This is a genomic window from Pseudochelatococcus sp. G4_1912, from assembly GCF_047501465.1.
Lineage (GTDB): Bacteria > Pseudomonadota > Alphaproteobacteria > Rhizobiales > Beijerinckiaceae > Pseudochelatococcus.
Window position 1 is genome coordinate 168002 of record NZ_JAZDRL010000002.1, and the last position, 20114, is coordinate 188115.

At 51.5% G+C, this 20114-nt stretch carries 12 protein-coding genes and 1 pseudogene; 4 read left to right on the plus strand and 9 right to left on the minus strand.

The window, feature by feature from the left end; genetic code table 11:
- The first annotated feature begins 279 nt into the window (after positions 1–279).
- From ssb to mazG, 3 genes are all read left to right on the plus strand, one after another.
- The gene (ssb, locus tag VRZ32_RS07985; protein WP_414525222.1) at positions 280–801 is read left to right on the plus strand and encodes a single-stranded DNA-binding protein; all 522 of its coding nucleotides are present in this window, start codon (positions 280–282) and stop codon (positions 799–801) included.
- A gap of 222 nt (positions 802–1023) precedes the next feature.
- Positions 1024–2139, plus strand: a complete 1116-nt coding sequence (locus tag VRZ32_RS07990; RefSeq protein ID WP_414525223.1) for an NADH:flavin oxidoreductase/NADH oxidase — start codon at positions 1024–1026, stop codon at positions 2137–2139.
- 140 nt (positions 2140–2279) lie between these two features.
- Positions 2280–3095 (plus strand): nucleoside triphosphate pyrophosphohydrolase, encoded by an 816-nt coding sequence (mazG, locus tag VRZ32_RS07995; protein WP_414525224.1) that lies wholly within the window; start codon positions 2280–2282, stop codon positions 3093–3095.
- A 70-nt stretch (positions 3096–3165) separates the two neighbouring features.
- On the opposite strand, the gene hflX is transcribed toward mazG, so the two are convergent.
- From hflX to VRZ32_RS08025, 6 genes are all read right to left on the minus strand, one after another.
- A complete protein-coding gene (gene hflX / locus VRZ32_RS08000) occupies positions 3166–4548 on the minus strand; it encodes a GTPase HflX (protein ID WP_414525225.1) in 1383 nt (460 codons plus the stop codon).
- A gap of 115 nt (positions 4549–4663) precedes the next feature.
- A complete protein-coding gene (locus VRZ32_RS08005; RefSeq protein ID WP_414525226.1) occupies positions 4664–5425 on the minus strand; it encodes a YdcF family protein in 762 nt (253 codons plus the stop codon).
- Positions 5426–5576: 151 nt separating this feature from the next.
- Positions 5577–5831 carry an RNA chaperone Hfq gene (hfq, locus tag VRZ32_RS08010; protein ID WP_414525227.1) on the minus strand — a complete coding sequence of 85 codons (255 nt, stop codon included), beginning with the start codon at positions 5829–5831 and terminating at the stop codon, positions 5577–5579.
- A 195-nt stretch (positions 5832–6026) separates the two neighbouring features.
- Positions 6027–7155 (minus strand): peptide chain release factor 2 gene (gene prfB, locus VRZ32_RS08015; RefSeq protein ID WP_414525228.1). Its coding sequence is split into 2 segments (ribosomal slippage): positions 6027–7085 and positions 7087–7155, totalling 1128 coding nucleotides; the frame shifts between segments, so codons are not numbered across the junction.
- A 97-nt stretch (positions 7156–7252) separates the two neighbouring features.
- Entirely contained in the window at positions 7253–9676 is a 2424-nt protein-coding gene (locus VRZ32_RS08020) for a penicillin-binding protein 1A (protein ID WP_414525229.1), read from the minus strand.
- Between the two features lie 200 nt (positions 9677–9876).
- On the minus strand, positions 9877–11232 hold the full coding sequence (locus VRZ32_RS08025; RefSeq protein WP_414525230.1) for an N-acetylmuramoyl-L-alanine amidase: 1356 nt from the start codon (positions 11230–11232) through the stop codon (positions 9877–9879).
- A gap of 1161 nt (positions 11233–12393) precedes the next feature.
- On the opposite strand from VRZ32_RS08025, the gene VRZ32_RS08030 reads away from it, so the two are divergent.
- Positions 12394–15105, plus strand: coding sequence for an Rne/Rng family ribonuclease (locus VRZ32_RS08030; RefSeq protein ID WP_414525231.1), 2712 nt, complete (start codon positions 12394–12396; stop codon positions 15103–15105).
- Positions 15106–15340: 235 nt separating this feature from the next.
- Here the strand turns inward: VRZ32_RS08030 and VRZ32_RS08035 are convergent, their stop codons facing one another.
- The 3 genes and pseudogenes from VRZ32_RS08035 to clpA form a co-directional block, all read right to left on the minus strand.
- The gene (locus VRZ32_RS08035; RefSeq protein WP_414525232.1) at positions 15341–16780 is read right to left on the minus strand and encodes a hypothetical protein; all 1440 of its coding nucleotides are present in this window, start codon (positions 16778–16780) and stop codon (positions 15341–15343) included.
- A 465-nt stretch (positions 16781–17245) separates the two neighbouring features.
- Complete coding sequence (locus VRZ32_RS08040; protein WP_414525233.1) at positions 17246–17428, minus strand: hypothetical protein; 183 nt, start codon at positions 17426–17428, stop codon at positions 17246–17248.
- Positions 17429–17833: 405 nt separating this feature from the next.
- Positions 17834–20093 (minus strand): annotated as a pseudogene (gene clpA / locus VRZ32_RS08045) (ATP-dependent Clp protease ATP-binding subunit ClpA); the annotation flags it as partial.
- Positions 20094–20114 lie beyond the last annotated feature (21 nt).

Consider the following 20114-nt stretch of genomic DNA (forward strand, 5'->3'; position numbering starts at 1 on the left):
ATCAACTTGCGCTGTGCATTTGCTGAAAAGCGGCCTTGCAATCAATGTTGCATTGAGTTAGGAACATTTCAAGAACAATTTTCATCGTTTTACACAGGCTGCTTTCTGGCAATACCTGAAGATGGATTGAGAGCGTCACGTCCTATTTGCTCGATATGGCGCATAAAGCGCATTCAGGGCGGGGATAAGCACATTGAATTGCATGTTGGCTCTAGCTGACATCTGGGTTTTGAGTATTGTCCGGATCATGAGTGATATCCGCATCAGGAGGAGATTGGTATGGCAGGCAGCGTGAACAAGGTTATTCTCGTCGGAAATCTGGGGCGCGATCCAGAAGTACGGCGCATGAATTCGGGCGAACCAGTTGTCAGCATGCGCATTGCCACGTCTGAAACATGGCGTGACAAGGCTTCTGGAGAGCGCAAGGAGCGGACGGAATGGCACAACGTTGTCATTTTCAACGAAAACCTGGCTCGCATTGCAGAACAATATCTGCGTAAAGGCACCAAGGTTTATATTGAAGGCCAGCTGCAAACCCGCAAGTATCAGGATAAGGATGGCCAGGAGCGCTACACGACAGAGGTCGTTCTGCAACGCTTCCGTGGTGAATTGACGATCCTCGACAGCCGCAGCGGCGGGGGTGGCGACGATATGGGTGCAGGTGGCGCTGGCGGTTATGGCGGCGGCAGCTTTGGCGGTGCAGAGCCCTCACGTCCAGCTATGAGCGATAGATCATCCGGCGGGCAGGGCAGCAGCCAACCATCCTACTCAAATGATCTGGACGACGATATTCCGTTCTAAGGGTTATCAAGTCTCAAGCTGCGGAACCCGCAGATTTTCTGATCTGTGCGGTTTCGCACGCTGGGACTGAAGCGCATACGGTAATGATGAGCGCTGTTTAGAGCATCGGCGGCTTTAGAGAAGCGGAGCGCATTAAACTTCTATCCATGAGGCATGGATACATAAAAACTTCTGCCTCTATCAGCGTAGCGTGAAGATTGATGCATGCAAGGAGCACAGTGGATGTCCACGTCAGCATTATTTTCGCCCATTGCGCTTGATGATGTCGAGCTGCCTAATCGCCTTGTTGTTGCACCAATGTGCCAATATGCAGCCAATGACGGGGTTGCAAGCGACTGGCATCTTCAACATCTCATGAGCCTTGCAATGTCGGGCGCGGGCCTTGTAGTGGTTGAAGCTACAGCTATTGAGCGTGCCGGACGTATTTCACGCCACTGCCTCGGCCTCTATAACGATGCATGTGAATATGCGCTGGCAAGAACTCTTGCAGCAGCTAAATCGGTAGCACTACCAGGCACACGCTTTGGCATCCAGATTGCTCATGCAGGACGTAAGGCAGCCAGTAAACTACCTTGGGAAGGCGGCGGCCCACTGTCTGTAGATCCATCACTGGGCGAGGAATCCTGGCATCCATTTGCTCCTTCAGCAATTCCGTTTGATGAAGGCTGGCAGATGCCATTGGCCTTGGATGATCCAGGTTTGCAGCGCATAGAAGATGCATTCGTAGCCGCAGCCTTGCGCGCTCACCGCATCGGATTTGATGTTATCGAACTTCATTTGGCGCATGGCTATCTGTTGCATTCATTCACCTCTGCCATCTCAAACCATCGTGACGACGCCTATGGCGGCATACGTGATCGCAGACATGCTTTTCCTCTACGCGTCGCGGAAGCCGTACGCAAGGCATTGCCGAAGGGCATGCCACTCGGCGCGCGGATCACTGGAACTGATTGGATTGAAGGTGGCATCACAGTCGATGACGCCGTTAGCCTTGCTGGCGCACTTAAAGATACGGGGCTAGCTTTTGTATGCGTCTCCAGTGGCTCGATTGCACCTGGCGCCAATATTCCTGTTGGACCACTGTATCAAATTCCGCTGGCCCGCGAAGTACGCAAACAATCGGGCATTACAACGCGTGCCGTTGGCATGATCCGCACGCCAGATGAGGCCGAAAGCGTCCTCACAAGTGGCGCAGCGGACTTTGTAGCGCTAGCGAGACCATTTCTGACTGATCCGCATTGGGGATGGCGCGCAGCGGAATGTTTGGGTTTCGATCTGCCCAAGCCCCCACGCTACGCCCGCGCGCATCGTCCAAGCGCACTTAACGACGCCTCATAAATGAATGTATACCATTGCAAGTCTTTCATCATAACAGAATCCAACCTAATGGTTCCATAATCACGATTATGCGATTCATTCTTTGAGAGCATGTACTGACTGATTTGGCGCTACAAAGGTAGCGGTATAAGGATATTCGAATGACCCCATCGCGTGACATTGCCCGTCTGCTGGACATTATGGAGGCATTGCGTCAACCTGAAACGGGCTGCCCCTGGGATATCAACCAGGACTTTGCCAGCATCGCACCCTACACCATCGAAGAAGCTTACGAGGTTGCTGATGCGATCGCCCGCGATAATCTCGACGACCTGCGCGAGGAATTAGGCGACCTGCTACTTCAGGTCGTATTCCACTCTCGGATAGCCGAAGAAAGCGGAATATTTAATTTCGGTGATGTCGTGGAAGCAATCACCGAAAAGCTCATTCGGCGCCATCCTCATATCTTTGGTGATATCGGCACGCTCTCTCCAGACGAGGTAAAAGAACTCTGGGTGAACATTAAGGCTCTGGAAAAGCAGGCGCGCAAAGGCAGTGATGACGCACCCGACAGTCTACTCGACGGAGTGCCGCAGAACATGCCAGCCCTTATGCGCGCTGAAAAGCTGCAAAGCAAAGCAGCGCAGGTGGGCTTTGACTGGACCGATACTCATGACGTTATCGCCAAGGTACATGAAGAACTGGCTGAGGTTGAGGAAGCCATTCAAATCGGTGATGCTAAAGCTGTTAAAGACGAAATTGGCGACCTGTTGTTTTCCGTTGCCAATCTGGCGCGTCACTTGGGTATAGACCCGGAAGAAGCCACACGTTCGACAAACAGAAAATTCGAGAGACGCTTTAAATACATTGAAGAGCATATTGATAAAACGGGAAAAACAATTAACGAGGCATCACTGGAAGAGATGGAAAACCTCTGGCGTGAAGCTAAAAAACAGCTGCCGACTGCTGCCGCGTAACATAGCCCAGAGCTTTAGCTGAGTTCATCTGATTACATTGAAAAATAGAGTGAAAAATACTCACTCTATTTTAACGGATGGCACGCGCATCCGGGCAGCGATTAAGTAAGCGCGGCTCTTTTTCAGGCGCAATCCGCACAACAACCATCAAGCGTCCTTCTGCATCGGTACGCCGTTCCAGCACTTCCGTTTCTTCATGCAGCCAATTCAGCAAGGCGCCTTCTGTCGGTTGCAAATTGACAAGATAAACCCGCCTGCCCTTCGCTATCCGCGCTTCTATGGCTGCCAGCAGGCGCTCAGTCCCCTCACCTGTTTGGGCAGAAATTAATACTGGACGCTGATTAGCGGACCGTCCTTCAGCGATGTTGATCAGACGCGTGCGCTCATCTTCATTTAACAAATCAACCTTGTTCCACACCTCGATAATGCGGCCACCATTTTCTGCATCTGCCGTGTCATCAATACCAAGTTCGTGCAAGATGGCATTAACATCAGCTGCTTGCGCCTGCGTATCGCCATGCGATACATCACGCACGTGAAGCAGCACATCAGCCTCAATAACATCTTCCAGCGTGGCACGGAAAGCTGCGACCAGCATTGTCGGCAAGTCGGAAATAAATCCGACTGTATCCGACAGAATTGCCTTGCCACCGTGCGGCAGTTTCACGGAACGCGCAGTTGGGTCAAGCGTGGCAAACAGCATATCCTCAGCCATGACTTCTGCCGAAGACAGCCGATTGAAAAGCGTTGATTTGCCTGCATTTGTATAGCCGACAAGCGCCACGATCGGATAAGGAACACGCCGACGACTAGCGCGATGCAGCGAACGAGTGCGCTTGACTGTATCAAGGTCCCGTTCAAGACGTGTCATCCGCTCAAGAATAATCCGCCTGTCCGCTTCTATCTGCGTTTCACCCGGACCGCCAAGAAACCCGAAACCACCGCGTTGGCGCTCAAGGTGGGTCCATGAGCGCACCAAACGGCTCTTCTGATAAGTCAGATGCGCAAGCTCCACCTGAAGCGTACCTTCTCGCGTGTGCGCGCGACTGCCAAAGATTTCAAGAATAAGTCCTGTGCGATCAATGACTTTCACGCCCCATGCACGCTCAAGATTGCGTTGCTGCACAGGCGAAAGCGCGCAATCCATCACTACAAGGCCGATCTCCTCAGCCTTCACAGCTTCGGTTATCTCCTCAACACGCCCCTTGCCAAGAAAGGTTGAGGGTCGCACGGCATCAAGGCTGAGGATAATAGAGCGCACAACCTCAAGCTCAATAGCACGCGCGAGCCCTATTGCCTCTTCCATACGCGCTTCAGGATCACGCGCAGAAGCAAGTTCATCCGCACTAAGGGGTACAGTACCCACTCGAACTTTGCGGCGCGTGAGATAGGGACCGACCACGAAAGTACGTGTACCGCTCGCAGTCGGCGCTTGTTGTTCTGTTAGTGACATTCCATATCGCCAATCAACGAACATACCTAAAGAAGGTATGGATTCAATATTTTAGGAAGCACCATTGCAGCGTTATATTAGGTCTTTCATAGATAAAAATATCTACTTTTAAACCTCATGCTTCACCTGGTAACACTCGTGCGGGATTCTTGCCAAATGCATTATACAGATAATAGCGAATGATACCGATATATTCATGTATCGCAAAGTCAGCAGCTGCAAGATTGAACGATGATGGCAACAAAGACGGCAATGCACCCAGATAGTCTGAACGTATAGGACTGACCTTAACGCCAAAGTGTTCAAAATACAGCATACTGCGGTGCAAATGAAGTCCAGATGATACAAGCAGAATGTTGTCAGCATTATATTTCTGCAATATCGCGCTTGAAAACTGTGCGTTCTGCCAAGTATTCATACTATCGGCTTCTGCTATCACATTAGCAGAATCTACACCCGCACGAACCAACTCGTCTTGATAGATTAATGCTTCTGGAGCACCATTTTTAAAGGCATCGCCACCACTAATAATGATTTTGCAATCTGCCTCCGTCTTGCGACATTCGGTATAGAGGCCAATAGTTTCAATAAGACGCGAGTGAGAAAATATGCGTGGTTCAACTTGGCCTGCATGGGGAACTTTCTCTGTACCAGCACCAAGCAAAACAATCACATTACGAGCACCCCATTCAATTACCGGCTTAGAAGCATATGGGGATTGCAATTTATCTAACAACCATAATGGAATAGGACCACAAGCTAGCGCCAGAAAAAAAATTATTGACGTCGCATACAGCACTACTCCCGTACGGCGCCAATTGAACAGAACAAGAAGACTGGCAATAACAAAAAGAAAAAGACATGCGATAAATGCCATTAAAAAACACCCTACTCAACAAAATCCACTGGATAAGAACGCCATTTCACACCCCCAAATTAATGAGAGACCAGCAATTCAAATCCCTTTAACCGAGACAGTGAACTGACAGAAAATGCCAGTTCACCATGGAAGATTACACTTGCAAAAATCACTTATCAGCAAGCGGCTCGTCTGCCTGGTCGAACAACTGTACCGGCTGGCCGGGCATGATCGTGGAGATAGCATGCTTATAGACAAGCTGTGAGTGACCATCTCTGCGCAACAGTACGCAGAAATTGTCAAACCACGTCACTACACCTTGCAGCTTGACGCCATTGATAAGAAAAATTGTAAGCGGAACCTTGTTCTTACGGACATAATTGAGAAAAGTGTCCTGAAGGTTTTGCGTGCGTTCGCCCGCCATTTTTTGAGCCTCGTGAGCCAATCGCTTCCCAAAGAAAGACGATATTGTTGTTGTTATCGTCCGCCACCTCCAAGTGAATCCGGAGACGCGAAATACGGACGCGCTACACAATGTTGCATCACAGCGTAAAAATCGCAAGTCTTAGAGGGATGCATAAAGGAAGCGCAAGCGATCATCCCCCGAATTACAAAAGGATCAGTCGATATCCTCGATATCGCCCTCACCTCCATAGACACGCTGCGCTAATGCAGCCTCCAGGAATTCATCGATATCGCCATCAAGCACATCAGATGGTGTACCCGAAGTAACACCCGTACGCAGGTCCTTAACCAGCTGATATGGCTGCAACACATATGAGCGCAACTGGTGCCCCCAGCCGATATCAGTCTTGCTGGCAGCATCAGCGTTAGCCTTTTCCTCACGCTTTTTGAGCTCAAGCTCATAAAGACGTGCGCGCAACATGTTCCATGCGGTAGCGCGGTTTTTGTGTTGCGAGCGATCAGATTGACACGACACCACGATATTGGTTGGAATATGCGTAATGCGTACCGCAGAGTCAGTCTTATTGATGTGCTGACCACCAGCACCCGATGCACGAAATGTATCTACGCGACAATCCGATTCCTTGACATCCACCTGGATGCGATCATCAACCACGGGATAGACCCAAATCGATGCAAAACTTGTGTGCCGCCGGGCATTTGAATCGAACGGTGAAATGCGCACAAGTCGGTGGACCCCCGATTCAGTTTTCACCCAGCCATAAGCATTATGGCCCTTGATCTGCAATGTAGCTGACTTGATACCCGCCTCTTCACCGTCGGTGAGCTCAAGGAGCTCAACCTTAAAACCGCGCCGCTCGGCCCAGCGTGTATACATGCGCATAAGCATCAAGGCCCAGTCCTGGCTTTCCGTTCCGCCAGCACCGGAGTGCACTTCAAGGAAGGTGTCGTTCTGATCAGCCTCACCCGAAAGCAGCGTCTCAACCTGACGGCGCGAAGCCTCATGGGCAAGCGTACGGATGATTTCTTCACCCTCTGTAACAATTTCCTGATCGCCTTCCGCATCACCAAGCTCGATCAGATCGATAGCATCGGTCATCTCGCGCTCAAGCCGCATGATGCTGGCAATGGAATCATCAAGTTCGGTGCGCTCACGCATAATCTTCTGTGCGCCCTCTGCATCATTCCAGAGATCGGGCGTTTCAGCGAGAGCGTTCAGTTCCGCAAGACGTTTTTGTGCGACATCCCAGTCAAAGATGCCTCCTCAGCAGTCCCACGGACTGCTTGATGTTCTCGACCAAAGTTTCAATTTCTGCGCGCATGACTTTCCATTGGGTAGTGTGCGTGTCAAATGAATGAACATGGGGCATACAAGCCCCACGCTCTGATGTAAATGGCGATAGATAAATCAGCTGTCGGTTAGTAAATCCCACCCGCACCATATCCGCCAGCAGACGGGATGGGCTGAGGTTCAACATACGGCCCCGATGCCGAGGGCAATTCACTCTGTGGCGCGGAAGAGTCCGGGGGCGCAGTGCCGGGCTTGAATGCCTCCAGCAAGGTACCGCCCCCACTGCCAGAGGTCCGTTTTCCCGTTGCCGCATCAACTCGAATCAACCTTATTCCTTCCGGCACGCGGAAAGGTGTCGCAGGTTTATCCTCAAGCGCAATCTTCATAAAATCGCGGAACATAGGGGCAGCATAGGCTGCCGCCTGCGCCTTTGCACCCAACGAGCGCGGCCGATCATATCCCATGTACACGCCCACTGCGAGGTCTGGCGAGAAGCCCACGAACCACACATCCTTGGCGTCATTGGTGGTGCCGGTCTTACCCGCAAGCGGCTTACCGACAGACGCTACAATGCGGCCAGTTCCACGTTCCACAACACCTTCCAGCATTGACACAACTTGATAGGCGCTTAGCGGATCAATTACCCGTTCACTATTGTCGATCAGATTTGGCTCTGACTGCATGGTCCAGGCACGCGCCTTGCAGGTATCGCATACGCGCTGGTCATGGCGGAAAAGTGTTTTACCCCAACGATCCTGAATGCGGTCAATAAGGGTTGGTCGGATGTTGCGACCACCATTGACGAACATCGCGTAAGCAGCTGTCAGACGAAGAACGGTTGTTTCGCCTGCACCGAGCGACATAGAAAGCATCGGTGGGATATCGTCCATAATACCGAAGCGTTTTGTATATTCACTAATGAGCGGCATACCCACATCGCGCGCCAGGCGCACTGTCATGAGATTCTTGGACCGCTCAAGCCCATATCGTAACGTCTTTGGGCCGGCAAAACGACGCTCATAATTTTCCGGACGCCACATCGGCACACCCGGCCCCTGACTGATTTCGATAGGGCCATCAACAACAATGCTGGAAGGTGTATAGCCATTATCGATCGCCGTTGCATAAACAAATGGCTTGAATGCAGAACCCGGTTGACGTTGCGCCTGAATAGCACGGTTAAACTCGCTCTGATCGAACGAAAAACCACCCACCATAGCAAATACGCGTCCTGTGGATGGATCCAGCGCAACAATGGCGCCTGATACCTCTGGTAATTGCCGCAAACGGTAACTATCGCGCCGACCAGCAATCGGCTCAACATATACAAGATCGCCTACAGAAAATACCTGCGGTAGGCGTTTGCGTGTCCAGCGTATGCCTTCAGCGGTGATCGTGCCTGTCTGGCGCTCAGCATTAACCCGCCCACCCGGATCAACATCTGGCTGCAGACCAATGCGGGCATTATCGTTGTCTACAGCTAAAACAACTGCCAGCTCCCAGGGCTTAATATCGCCAAGCACCGGCTTTTTAGCCAAAACCGAGCCCCAGTCACCATCGATCTCGATTTTCTCTGAAGCACCACGCCATCCGCGTGCCTCATCATAGCGCACAAGGCCATCGGTCAACACCTTACGAGCAGCGGCTTGCAATTTCGGATCAAGTGTTGTGCGTACAGAAAGCCCGCCCTCATAGAGCTCTTTCTGGCCATAACGCTCAGCAATCTGGCGGCGCACCTCTTCAGCGAAATAACCTGCAACATAAGTGTTGGGCGAAAGTGTACGTGGCGTTGCCTTTAATGGCGTTGCTTTCGCTTCAGCTGCCTCAGCAGACGTGATGTAATGGTTGTCCACCATACGATCGAGCACCCAGTTGCGCCGATCAACTGCCGCCTGATTGCGGTTGTAAGGATTGTAATTGTTTGGCCCCTTGGGCAACGCCGCCAGATAGGCAGCCTCAGGCAGCGTCAGTTCGTTGACTGATTTGTTGAAGTAGTTCAACGCAGCAGCTGCAATGCCGTAGTTACCCATGCCGAGATAAATCTCGTTGAGGTAGAGCTCAAGGATCTTGTCCTTCGTATAGACGCTCTCCATACGCAGCGCGACCAGCATCTCACGGATCTTGCGGTCATAACTGCGCTCGTTCGTCAGCAGAAAGTTCTTTGCCACCTGTTGGGTGATAGTGGAGGCACCTTGCGGCCGCCCCCCGCTACGCAAATTGGAAACAAATGCGCGAACGATACCTTCGGGATCGATACCGCTATGCTTATAGAAGCTCTTGTCTTCAGCTGACAGGAATGCCTCGATCACCAACTTTGGCGTTGCGGAAATTGGCAGGTATAGCCTGCGCTCCCGCGAATATTCTGCCAACAAACTACCATCACCAGCATGCACACGTGTGGTTACAGGTGGCTGGTAATTGGCGAGCTGGGAATAGTCGGGTAAATCCTGAGAATACTTCCAGACAAAAAAGCCGACAGCACCCGCGCCAACGACAAACGCCAGCACAAGAGCGGAAAAGACAAACCCGACGAACCGAAGCAGAAATCTCATATTAAAGGCCTGTCGCCCTATTCAAGGAAGAGCTGCACGAACGCCGCCAGGCAGCCTGCCAGACAGCACATATTTAACGTTCATATAAGCCTTTATCATGAAGAGGCCACTCAGGAAAACACCGGTTGCCCCAATTAACCAGCTTGTGACGTTGGCACACTGGATAAGCCATCTTGAAGCGACGTGTTTTTCCTTGTTTTTCAGCCCTTTTCCTGCCCCTGTCCCGCAATCCTGCGGGCAAAAAAACGATCAAGCGCCAACACAAGCGCATTCACTGTTTTCTCTTGCCATTCGTTTGAAGTCAGCAATGCAACATCTTGCTCGCTCGACAAATAGCCAAGCTCTAGCAAAACCGAGGGCACATCAGGCGCTTTCAGCACCATAAATCGCGCAGAACGGTGCGGGTTTCGGTTCAGGTACACTTCCGAACGCAACGTATCAATGGTGCGCTCAGCAAAGAACTGCGACAATGTCTGGGTTTCACGCCGCGTGAGATCGGCCAGAATGCCTACGACATCCCCTGTCTCTTCAACCGCTTCCACGCCTGCAATCTGATCCGCAAGATTTTCTTTTGCAGCAAGCTGCGCAGATTCGGCATCGGTTGGAATATTGGAACTCGTATAAACAGTTGCTCCGCGAACTTGCGCATTGCCGCCAATCGAATCGGCATGCACAGAGATGAACAGATCTGCCTGCGCCTCACGGGCAATGCGCACACGCCCGCCTAGAGAAAGGAAGCTGTCATCATTGCGGGTCAACTGCACCCGATATCTGCCCGTCTGTTCGATCTGATCCTTGAAGCGTTTTGCAAACGCCAGAACGAGGTCCTTTTCATGCAGACCAGAGTGGCCAGCACCCGGATCCACGCCGCCATGGCCAGGATCAATCATTATAAGCGGGCGATCATCGCGTGCAGCTGTCGCGGCCGAATCTGCAGATGCACGCACTGCCTCGATACGGGCACTTTCTGTGCTGGAGAGCGCAGCGGCAGCTTCCACCATTGGCTGCATGGCCGCACGACCATAAGCTGCACGGTCAGTACGCGTGAGTTCAATAGTCAGCGTTGCACCATTAGCGGCCGGCTCGCTGAGAACCTTCGTCGCAACAGCGGGCTCTTTCAAATCAATGACGATGCGCGAGCGGGCCTGAGCGAACAAGCCATAGCGGAAGGAAGCAATAAGCGCATTTGGCCGTTTCTCTTTTTTATCGACCAGCGAATCATCCGGAAGATTAAAAGTGACGTGCGGCAAATCAATAATCACGCGATCAGGGCGTTCGAGCAAAAAAGCACGCGCTTCCACGGGCGCAGATAATGTCAACACAAGACGCGCTGTATTGCGGTCTCCCGAAACATCAATTGCAACCGCCCTTACCCCTGCAGCATGCCCGGTTTCATTGGCATAAGCATCGACAATTGGCGCAAAGACCATAGTAGCAAGCACCCATAAACCGGCGATCACAGCCGCCGCACAAACGCGTGCCTCACGCAGCCTGACAATGGGTCTGCTGACCACATTGACCAGGAACGAAAGATTGATGCCGCTCCAGAAATCCATCAGATGCCACTTTTTCAGAATTTGACGCTCTCAACACCATACCCGGATGATGGTTAATCGGCCTTTACCGCGAATGGCGCAAGCGAGCAAACACCATGATAACAATAAAAGCAGAAATGTATCTATTGCCCTCCGATATCTGCATCTCTGTCATTTCTCTACCACTTCATTCTAGATGCCCCTTGCGCCCCACCCTGACGCACAGAACGCTCTCCTGAATAAACTTTTGCGCTGTGCACGTATAGTGCTTGCCAAATGGCGATCTCCTTCTGTAATAAAGATGATCCGGTTGCGGCGTTGTCATGCGTCGTTCCCCTTTGTTTGGGCGAACGCAACAATAGCCAGAACCCTCGTGCCTGCTGCAATGTCTCATGCGCGATAACAATTGTGTGGCCGTCGTTTTGATGTCCGTCGCTATCCGGGTCAGTGGAGCCTGCGGTTCGAAATGCCGAGGCGGGATAGTGTTATGCTTCCTCCCCAACATTTCGACCTGAAGTTGTCTAGCCTGCGCATCATGTCGGCAGCGGTTAACGTGCCGATTGCCAAGGCTTGAGACCGACTAACAATGCTCCATCATCACACCGCTACGCCTTTGCGGCGCTCGGTGTGAGATCTAAGGCGCACGAGCCAGACCATCTATGATGGACCGTGCGTGTTGGCACTAATTATGACAACCGTTTTATTGCCGAATGGATGGCAACAAAACGCGCGTTGTTTGATCGGGTTGTTGCTGGGTAAGCTCCACTATCGGATCTTGCTCCCTTTTTTGGAACAGACGTTGATTCAAAGGCTTGAGATTGCATCGCACAACACGCGGCTTCCTAAGGTGGAACGCGATGTTTTTGCTTTGGCATTGAGGGTTTTGCCTCAAGCCAGCTTGCAGTCAAATCGCCGCGCTGATGTCCATTTCACTGCTGAGACACGTCCCGCGTGGCTCAATCGATCCGTGTTTCATCATTCTCTGCGTCAACAAAGCTCCTGGTGTTTTCCAGGCGTTGGCGCCCTCACTTTCCCTTCGCGCCGGCATAGTTCCGGCGTTTTTGCGCTCCGCCACCATGCGATCTGCAGGGCTCGAACGGCCACACGGCCAACCGGCTTTCCCTGCAGCCTGCCTCCAGCAGCTGCTGCATGCGCGCGCGGACGCCTTTCTGAGAGTTCATCATGGCCAACAAGATGCTTATCGATGCCTCACACCCGGAGGAAACCCGGGTTGTCGTGGTCCGTGGAAACAAGGTAGAAGAGTTCGATTTCGAGTCTGCCAGCCGCAAACAGCTACGTGGCAATATCTATCTTGCTAAAGTTACGCGTGTAGAACCTTCCTTGCAGGCTGCATTTGTCGAGTATGGCGGCAATCGGCATGGGTTCCTGGCATTCAGTGAGATCCATCCTGACTACTACCAGATTCCTGTTGCAGACCGTCAGGCGCTGCTTGAGGAAGAAGCGCATACCGAGCATGATCTCGATCATGATGACGAGCGCGGCAACTATCGTAACCGCCCTGTTGCCAAGCAGGCAGCGCGCAAGCACGTGTCCATCTCTGCTGATGCCGAAGAGGGCAGCGAAGAAAACGCTTCCTTGATGAGCGTCACTGAATCTCTCACAAACGTGACCGAGATTGAAAGCGACGACAGTGAAGAAGATCAGGTTGAGCAAGTCGGCGGTTCTACCGATGCACTGGAAGAGCTACCTGATCGTCGCCAGCGCCCTCTGCGTCGTCAATACAAGATTCAGGAAGTAATCAAGCGCCGCCAGGTGCTCCTCATTCAGGTTGTGAAGGAAGAGCGCGGCAATAAGGGCGCGGCGCTAACCACTTACCTGTCGCTTGCTGGTCGCTATTCAGTGCTGATGCCTAACACGGCACGCGGCGGTGGCATTTCGCGCAAGATTACCAATATCCCGGATCGCAAGCGGCTGAAGGCCATCGCACAAGAGCTTGAGGTGCCGGATGGCATGGGCGTGATCGTACGCACGGCTGGCGCGTCACGCACCAAGGCAGAGATCAAGCGTGATTTCGAGTATCTGCTGCGCATGTGGGAAAGCGTGCGGGAGCTGACATTGCAATCAAGCGCCCCTGCTCTCGTGTATGAGGAAGGCTCGCTGATCAAGCGTGCTATTCGCGACCTTTATAACAAGGATATCGACGAGGTTCACGTCTCAGGCGATGAAGGCTATCGTGAAGCTAAAGACTTCATGCGCATGTTGATGCCAAGCCATGCCAAGGCCGTACAACCTTATAAGGATATCCAGCCACTCTTCGCGCGCAGCGGCGTCGAGGCGCAGCTTGATGCGATGTTCTCCAGCCAGGTAACGTTGAAATCTGGTGGCTATATCGTCATCAACCCAACGGAAGCGCTTGTCTCGATTGACGTCAACTCGGGCCGCTCCACGCGTGAGCACAACATCGAAGATACCGCCTACCGCACCAATCTGGAAGCGGCAGAGGAAGTGTCGCGGCAGCTGCGTCTGCGCGATCTGGCCGGTCTAATTGTGATCGACTTCATCGACATGGAGGACAAGCGCAATGTCCGCAATGTCGAGAAGAAGCTGAAGGACTGCCTGAAGGACGACCGCGCTCGTATCCAGGTTGGACGGATTTCGGCGTTTGGTTTGATGGAAATGTCGCGCCAGCGGATCCGCACCGGTGTGCTTGAGAGCTCATCTGTGCCATGCGCACATTGCGCCGGCACGGGCTTTGTGCGCGCAACACCATCGATTGCACTGCACATTCTGCGGGCCATTGAAGAAGCACTGATCAAGAGCGCAGGCTATGAAATCAACGTCAAGACACGCACAGAAGTAGCGCTCTATGTGCTTAATCAGAAGCGCGTGCATTTGCGTGAACTGGAGACCCGCTTTGGTGCTCCAATCTCTATACTGGCGGATGACATTAACCTCACAGGCACCAATTATTACGTGCTAGAACGGGGCGAAGCTGTAACGATCACCCCTGCTCGCGCGCCCATCACCGGTGTGCAGATCGAGGCCGCTGCAGCTGAGGTAAATGATGCGGGCGAGAAAACCGCTGAAGCGCCACGGGATAACCGCAGACAGAATGAGAATCACAGGCATCCACGCCCGCGCCATGAAGGTGGCAGCAGGCCATCTCATATGTATCGCGTTCCCGTTTCCACCTCTTCCGATGAGGAAATCAGCAGTGAGATTCCTGCCCCGGAAATGACTGCCACTTCGGCAACGCCCGCGACACCAAACGTTGAACAGGCGGAAGGTGATTCAAATGGTCGTCGTCGCCGTCGCCGCCGCCGCCGTGGCGGTCGCCGGAATGGAGACGGAATAGCATCGCAGAGCCTTGAAGGCGCGCAAATCGATAGCGACGCATCACAAGTAGACGGTGATGATGGAGCTGATGACGATTTCGAGGCTGACCTGGAATCGTCTGTTGCACAGAAAGTGATAGCTGAAACAGATGCTAATGAGGCAGGCACCGCGGAAGCTGCTGACGACTTCACCTCATCAGCCCCCGCACGGCGCAACCGTCGCTCCAATCCGAGAGCTGCACAAGCTAATGCAACTACTGAAGCGCAAGATGATGATAAATTAGAAGCTTCATCGTCTGAACGCCGGCGCACACCTCGTCGGCGCACCAAGGTAATTGCAGAAATGGATCAGGGCGACTCTCGTCATGTTACATCTAATGCATCTTCAGACATTGGCGCTGCAGTTGAAGCGTTAAAGCCGGAACCTGCAGTGACTTTAGGTTCATGGGAACCTGCTGGTAGCAACACAAGCACTGAAACGCTTGTTGTTTCACAGTCATCTACAGAGGTTGAAACTCCTGATGCGCATCAGGCAGCTGTCTCTACAACACCACGGCCGAAGCGGTTTGGCTGGTGGTCGCGCAAACCTGCTGGCTAAGCCACAGATATACCACGCCCAAGCTTGATAAATTGCAGTTTGCGTTCAATCTAATGTTTGAATTGAACGCAAACTGCGCGAAGCCAATGATGTAATCCGCTTTCATGCGAGTAGAAATTGCTTCGGTTTTCTTCGGCGAGAGTTAGCAATATACAAAGAGCGTCACCCGATATCATTCGGTTGACGCTCTTTTCTTTTACAAAATGGATCAGTTTCAAAAGAGTAAGCTATTGAATTATCTTGCGAGTTTAAAGCCATCCAGAAAAATTTCTGGCACACTCTCGATTTGGCGACTACTTGCTAATCGTTTACCGTCCTTATCAGTTGAGAATATCCCGGTTGTATAAGGAGAGCCGCCATCGGTTTTCTTTTCTGCTATCGTTAGCTCTGATAACCCATAAGCTTGGAGCGCCTTTAGCAGATGCTCACCTTGCTTGGTAGGCTTGAGATCATGGGTTAATGGCATATCAAAACCCGCCCCAACCAAGCCATTCCCAACAGAACTACCCAAGCGCAAATTGCCAACGGAATCGGCTGTATTGCGCATAAAATTGATATAAGCTTTTAACCGCGTCTGTTTAGCAAGACTGAGATCATTTGGAATACCCTTTTGCCCCCCGCATGGCGCACTGTTGGCGCGCTTTCGCTTTTGAGTTTTCCAATTACCTCCAGCTTCGATATCCCCTTCACCTCTATGGTTCGCATCTTTATGAGCTTTCTGGCGCAGAATTGATGCCATGTTGGGCGTATTACCAAATGCCAGATTAACATCACGAGCCATAAGGTTGCGCTTATGAATCTTTTTAGCTTTTTCCGATTCAGAGGAAGAAAAATTGCATTTTTCTCCATAACCAGCAGTTACCGGCTCTTCTTCGATAATGGCACGGCCAATGCCACGCATGCGCGCAATAGCTGCTGCCTGCTGTGCTAATCCAGCCATTACCGGCGCTGCAGCCTTATGCAACTGCGCGTACTTTTCATCATAACTACCCCATCTTGCCTCTAATTCCGGGGAAACGCCCGCTTGAGCACGTCCACTTCCTCCCTGCAAATCAGCAGTTGTCGCCTGTTTATCATTCAATGTATGGCAAGTAGCCAACAGCCTCTGCTCTGAAATAGCAAACCTGGCTTGCGCACCATGTAAAGCAGTCATGGCATTGCTGGCAGCATTTGAGCCCATAATAAATTGCAAAGTCATATGGTTAAGCATGCACTGAACCGTAACATTTGCAATAATATGACAGACACTCTTATCCTCGACGGTATCTGATTTCTGGGTTGCACATTCATGCTCAGTCAGCGCACGCTGTGATTGAAGCGCTGCCAGAAAATACACTTCAGCAGAGCGGTAGTGCTGAGTCATACGTTTGCGAATATCTGCACGTTCTGAATGATAAAGCCCATCAGAGATATAAACATCCGCGTCATAATGCTCCATAACAGTGCACACCTGCTCAGATGAGAGGCCTGCAGTGCGACCATAAGCAACAATATGCCCTACCAGCTGGGGAGAACTTACATACACATATTGTTGATCGTTTTTATCCATGCAAAGGGAAGTAGAACGCCCTCGGTTATCTTTATAAATATCAAGAGGAATAATTGATATGATATCCTCATCTTGCCCTGGATAAGAACAGCATGGTGAATTACTGCAGTTATCTGAAATAGACATGCACCCCCCAAACATAATCAATTGATTACATTGATAGACCACATATTATACCTACGATGCACCATGGATATAAAAGACAAACTAAAGCTGAAAGTAATTTCATAATCATAGCTTATCTTTATCTTATTTATTGTTTACTCAAAAAGCTTATTTACTTAATTGGAAAATCATCATTCAAACTAGATCAAAAACCTCTACGAGTCTCTTGCATTATTAAAGACGCGCTTTGCCTAGATGTCTAATTTAGAAATATAATTTCGATTTAGTCAATTTTTTTTGGCATTTATGCCCAAAAATAACACTCACAAAACAAGATATAAGAGAAGCGGTTGATAGAAAACAAATGACGATACTTACGTCGCCCACACTCTGGTTAAGCTGCAATTACACAATTCAAAAACAGTAATAAAAAACCGGCAAGAAGTCCAAAAACGAACTTCTTGCCGGTTTTTAAGCCATCAACTCTCAACTCTCGCGATCGATACTTTGAATAAGAGTCGCAATAGGCTCTTGCAGAACCGTATATACTTCGCTGCCGATGAGCCATGTCACAACAACAATAAGCGGCAGCACAATCCAGGCCGTAATTTCCTCAAAGTGCCGTCGCCGCCGTGCCCGCTCACGCCGGCGCTCAAACCGAGTGGACATTCCAGTACTAACTCCGTGTCAGGGGAACCTTAGGCACGGTCTTGACAGGTAATGCCACCTTCGATGCGCCCTTTTTCTTTCCCGTAATTAAATCCTCAGCTTCCGTCTGGCTCGCCTCCGCGAGACCAGCTTCAACTGCTGCTTTCCTTGCGCGACGGGGCTTCGTGGCCTCAGCCTTTGCTCCATCTGGCGTAGCTTCCTTTACCGAAACCGAACGGTCACGCCGTTCAGTGACTGTATCATCACCTCCGCTGGAAGGCCCCTCAGAGCCGCCACCAGCTCCTGACTCATCACCTCCACCGCCGCGGGATGTCCGCCGCTTGCGCGCTGCCCCTGAGACATCCTTTTCAGGTTGAGGGGGCACACGTTCTTGAGGGTAATCAAGAGCCAGCGACTTTACGCCCATCTCGTCTGTTACCACTACAACCCGAACCGCTCCACCATTTTTTAGCATGCCGAAGAGCACTGCATCAGCTAATGGAGTTTTGATCGTGGTCTGGATGAGACGCCCTAGTGGGCGCGCGCCCATGGCCTCATCATAACCATTCTCGACCAACCAATCGCGCGCCTCATCCGTCAGTTCAATAGTCACGTTACGATCAGCGAGCTGTGCCTCAAGTTGAATGACGAACTTGTCGACCACCTTCGCAATCACCTCCTGCGGCAGACGGCCGAATGAGATAATAGCATCAAGGCGATTGCGGAATTCGGGCGTGAACAGCTTCGAGATCGCTTCCTGATCATCACCGACACGGCGCGTACGGGTGAAACCGAACGCCTGCTTGGCAAGATCAGAAGCACCCGCATTCGTTGTCATGATCAAGATAACATTACGGAAATCGACCTGCTTCCCATTGTGATCCGTTAATTTACCATGGTCCATGACCTGCAAAAGAATGTTGTAAAGATCGGGATGGGCCTTCTCAATTTCGTCGAGCAAAAGCACGCAATGGGGATGCTGATCAACACCATCGGTCAGCAAGCCACCCTGGTCAAAGCCAACATAACCGGGAGGCGCACCAATCAGCCGGGAGATGGTGTGCCGCTCCATATATTCCGACATATCGAAGCGCAAAATTTCAACACCCAGAGCATGAGCAAGCTGGCGAGCAACTTCAGTTTTACCAACACCCGTGGGGCCCGCAAATAAATAGCTGCCAATAGGCTTTTCACCATCGCGAAGCCCCGCACGGGCAAGCTTGATCGCAGCAGATAATGCTTCGATGGCATCATTTTGCCCATAAACCACCCGCTCAAGCGTCTCCTTAAGATGCGCCAGAACTTCAGCATCATCTTTAGAGACGGTTTTAGGCGGAATGCGCGCCATCGTAGCAATAGTTGCCTCGATTTCACGTGTACCAATGGTTTTTTTGCGCCGACTTGCCGGCAGCAGCATCTGCGAGGCACCCGTTTCATCAATCACGTCAATTGCTTTGTCCGGTAACTTCCGATCATGAATGTAGCGTGCAGACAGCTCCACCGCTGCCTTGATGGCGTCATTGGTATAGCGCAGCTTATGGAAGTCTTCGAAGTAAGGCTTAAGTCCCTTCACGATTTCAATTGCGTCGGGAATACTGGGCTCATTCACGTCAATTTTCTGGAAGCGACGCACCAAAGCGCGATCCTTCTCAAAATACTGACGATACTCCTTATATGTTGTTGAGCCGATGCAACGCAGCGATCCCGAAGCCAATGCAGGCTTAAGCAAGTTCGAGGCATCCATGGCGCCACCAGAGGTTGCGCCCGCACCGATAACAGTATGAATTTCATCGATAAACACAATCGCGTTAGGATGTGCCTCGATTTCTTTCATGACCTGCTTGAGACGCTCTTCAAAATCACCGCGATAACGGGTGCCAGCAAGCAGCGTGCCCATATCAAGAGAAAATACCGTTGCATCCTTCAACACATCAGGCACTTCGCCTCTGGTGATTTTAAGCGCCAGACCTTCGGCAATCGCTGTCTTGCCAACACCGGGATCACCCACAAGAAGCGGATTGTTTTTCTGGCGGCGGCAAAGCACCTGGATAGTACGCTGGATTTCCTGCCCACGACCGATCAATGGATCGATGCGGCCTTCTTTAGCTTTTTTATTGAGGTTTACACAATAAGCATCGAGCGCATCACCCTTTTTCTTGCTGCGCACTTCAGCGTCATCGCTTCCCTGTGCCCGCGGCTCGCTGTCTTCTTCAGCACCACGGGGCGGACGCGGCTCAGCTACATTCGGGCGTTTTGCAATGCCATGACTGATATAGTTGACGGCGTCATAGCGTGTCATATCCTGCTCTTGCAGGAAATAAGCGGCATGGCTTTCGCGCTCAGCAAAGATAGCCACAAGCACATTCGCGCCCGTTACTTCCTCCCGCCCGGATGATTGAACGTGAATGACGGCACGTTGAATAACACGCTGAAAGCCTGCGGTTGGCTTTGAATCTTCACGCCCTGTCGTAATGAGATTAGCCAATTCACCATCGACATAATCAATCAGATTGCGGCGCAATGCCTCTATATCCACGTTGCAAGCACGCATAACTGCTACAGCATCCTGATCATCGACCAGCGCAAGCAGCAGGTGTTCGAGCGTTGCATACTCGTGCCGGCGCTCGTTGGCGAATGCCAAAGCGCGGTGGAGGGCTTGTTCGAGACTGCGGGAGAATGTCGGCAAGGGAAAATCCTTTCTCCGGCT

What these genes read in the sequence shown, in the direction of transcription:
- ssb (WP_414525222.1), top strand. Translation starts at nt 280, where the DNA reads ATGGCAGGCAGCGTGAACAAGGTTATTCTCGTCGGAAATCTGGGGCGC.
- VRZ32_RS07990 (WP_414525223.1), top strand. Translation starts at nt 1,024, where the DNA reads ATGTCCACGTCAGCATTATTTTCGCCCATTGCGCTTGATGATGTCGAG.
- mazG (WP_414525224.1), top strand. Translation starts at nt 2,280, where the DNA reads ATGACCCCATCGCGTGACATTGCCCGTCTGCTGGACATTATGGAGGCA.
- hflX (WP_414525225.1), bottom strand. Translation starts at nt 4,548, where the DNA reads ATGTCACTAACAGAACAACAAGCGCCGACTGCGAGCGGTACACGTACT.
- VRZ32_RS08005 (WP_414525226.1), bottom strand. Translation starts at nt 5,425, where the DNA reads ATGGCATTTATCGCATGTCTTTTTCTTTTTGTTATTGCCAGTCTTCTT.
- hfq (WP_414525227.1), bottom strand. Translation starts at nt 5,831, where the DNA reads ATGGCGGGCGAACGCACGCAAAACCTTCAGGACACTTTTCTCAATTAT.
- VRZ32_RS08020 (WP_414525229.1), bottom strand. Translation starts at nt 9,676, where the DNA reads ATGAGATTTCTGCTTCGGTTCGTCGGGTTTGTCTTTTCCGCTCTTGTG.
- VRZ32_RS08025 (WP_414525230.1), bottom strand. Translation starts at nt 11,232, where the DNA reads ATGGATTTCTGGAGCGGCATCAATCTTTCGTTCCTGGTCAATGTGGTC.
- VRZ32_RS08030 (WP_414525231.1), top strand. Translation starts at nt 12,394, where the DNA reads ATGGCCAACAAGATGCTTATCGATGCCTCACACCCGGAGGAAACCCGG.
- VRZ32_RS08035 (WP_414525232.1), bottom strand. Translation starts at nt 16,780, where the DNA reads ATGTCTATTTCAGATAACTGCAGTAATTCACCATGCTGTTCTTATCCA.
- VRZ32_RS08040 (WP_414525233.1), bottom strand. Translation starts at nt 17,428, where the DNA reads ATGTCCACTCGGTTTGAGCGCCGGCGTGAGCGGGCACGGCGGCGACGG.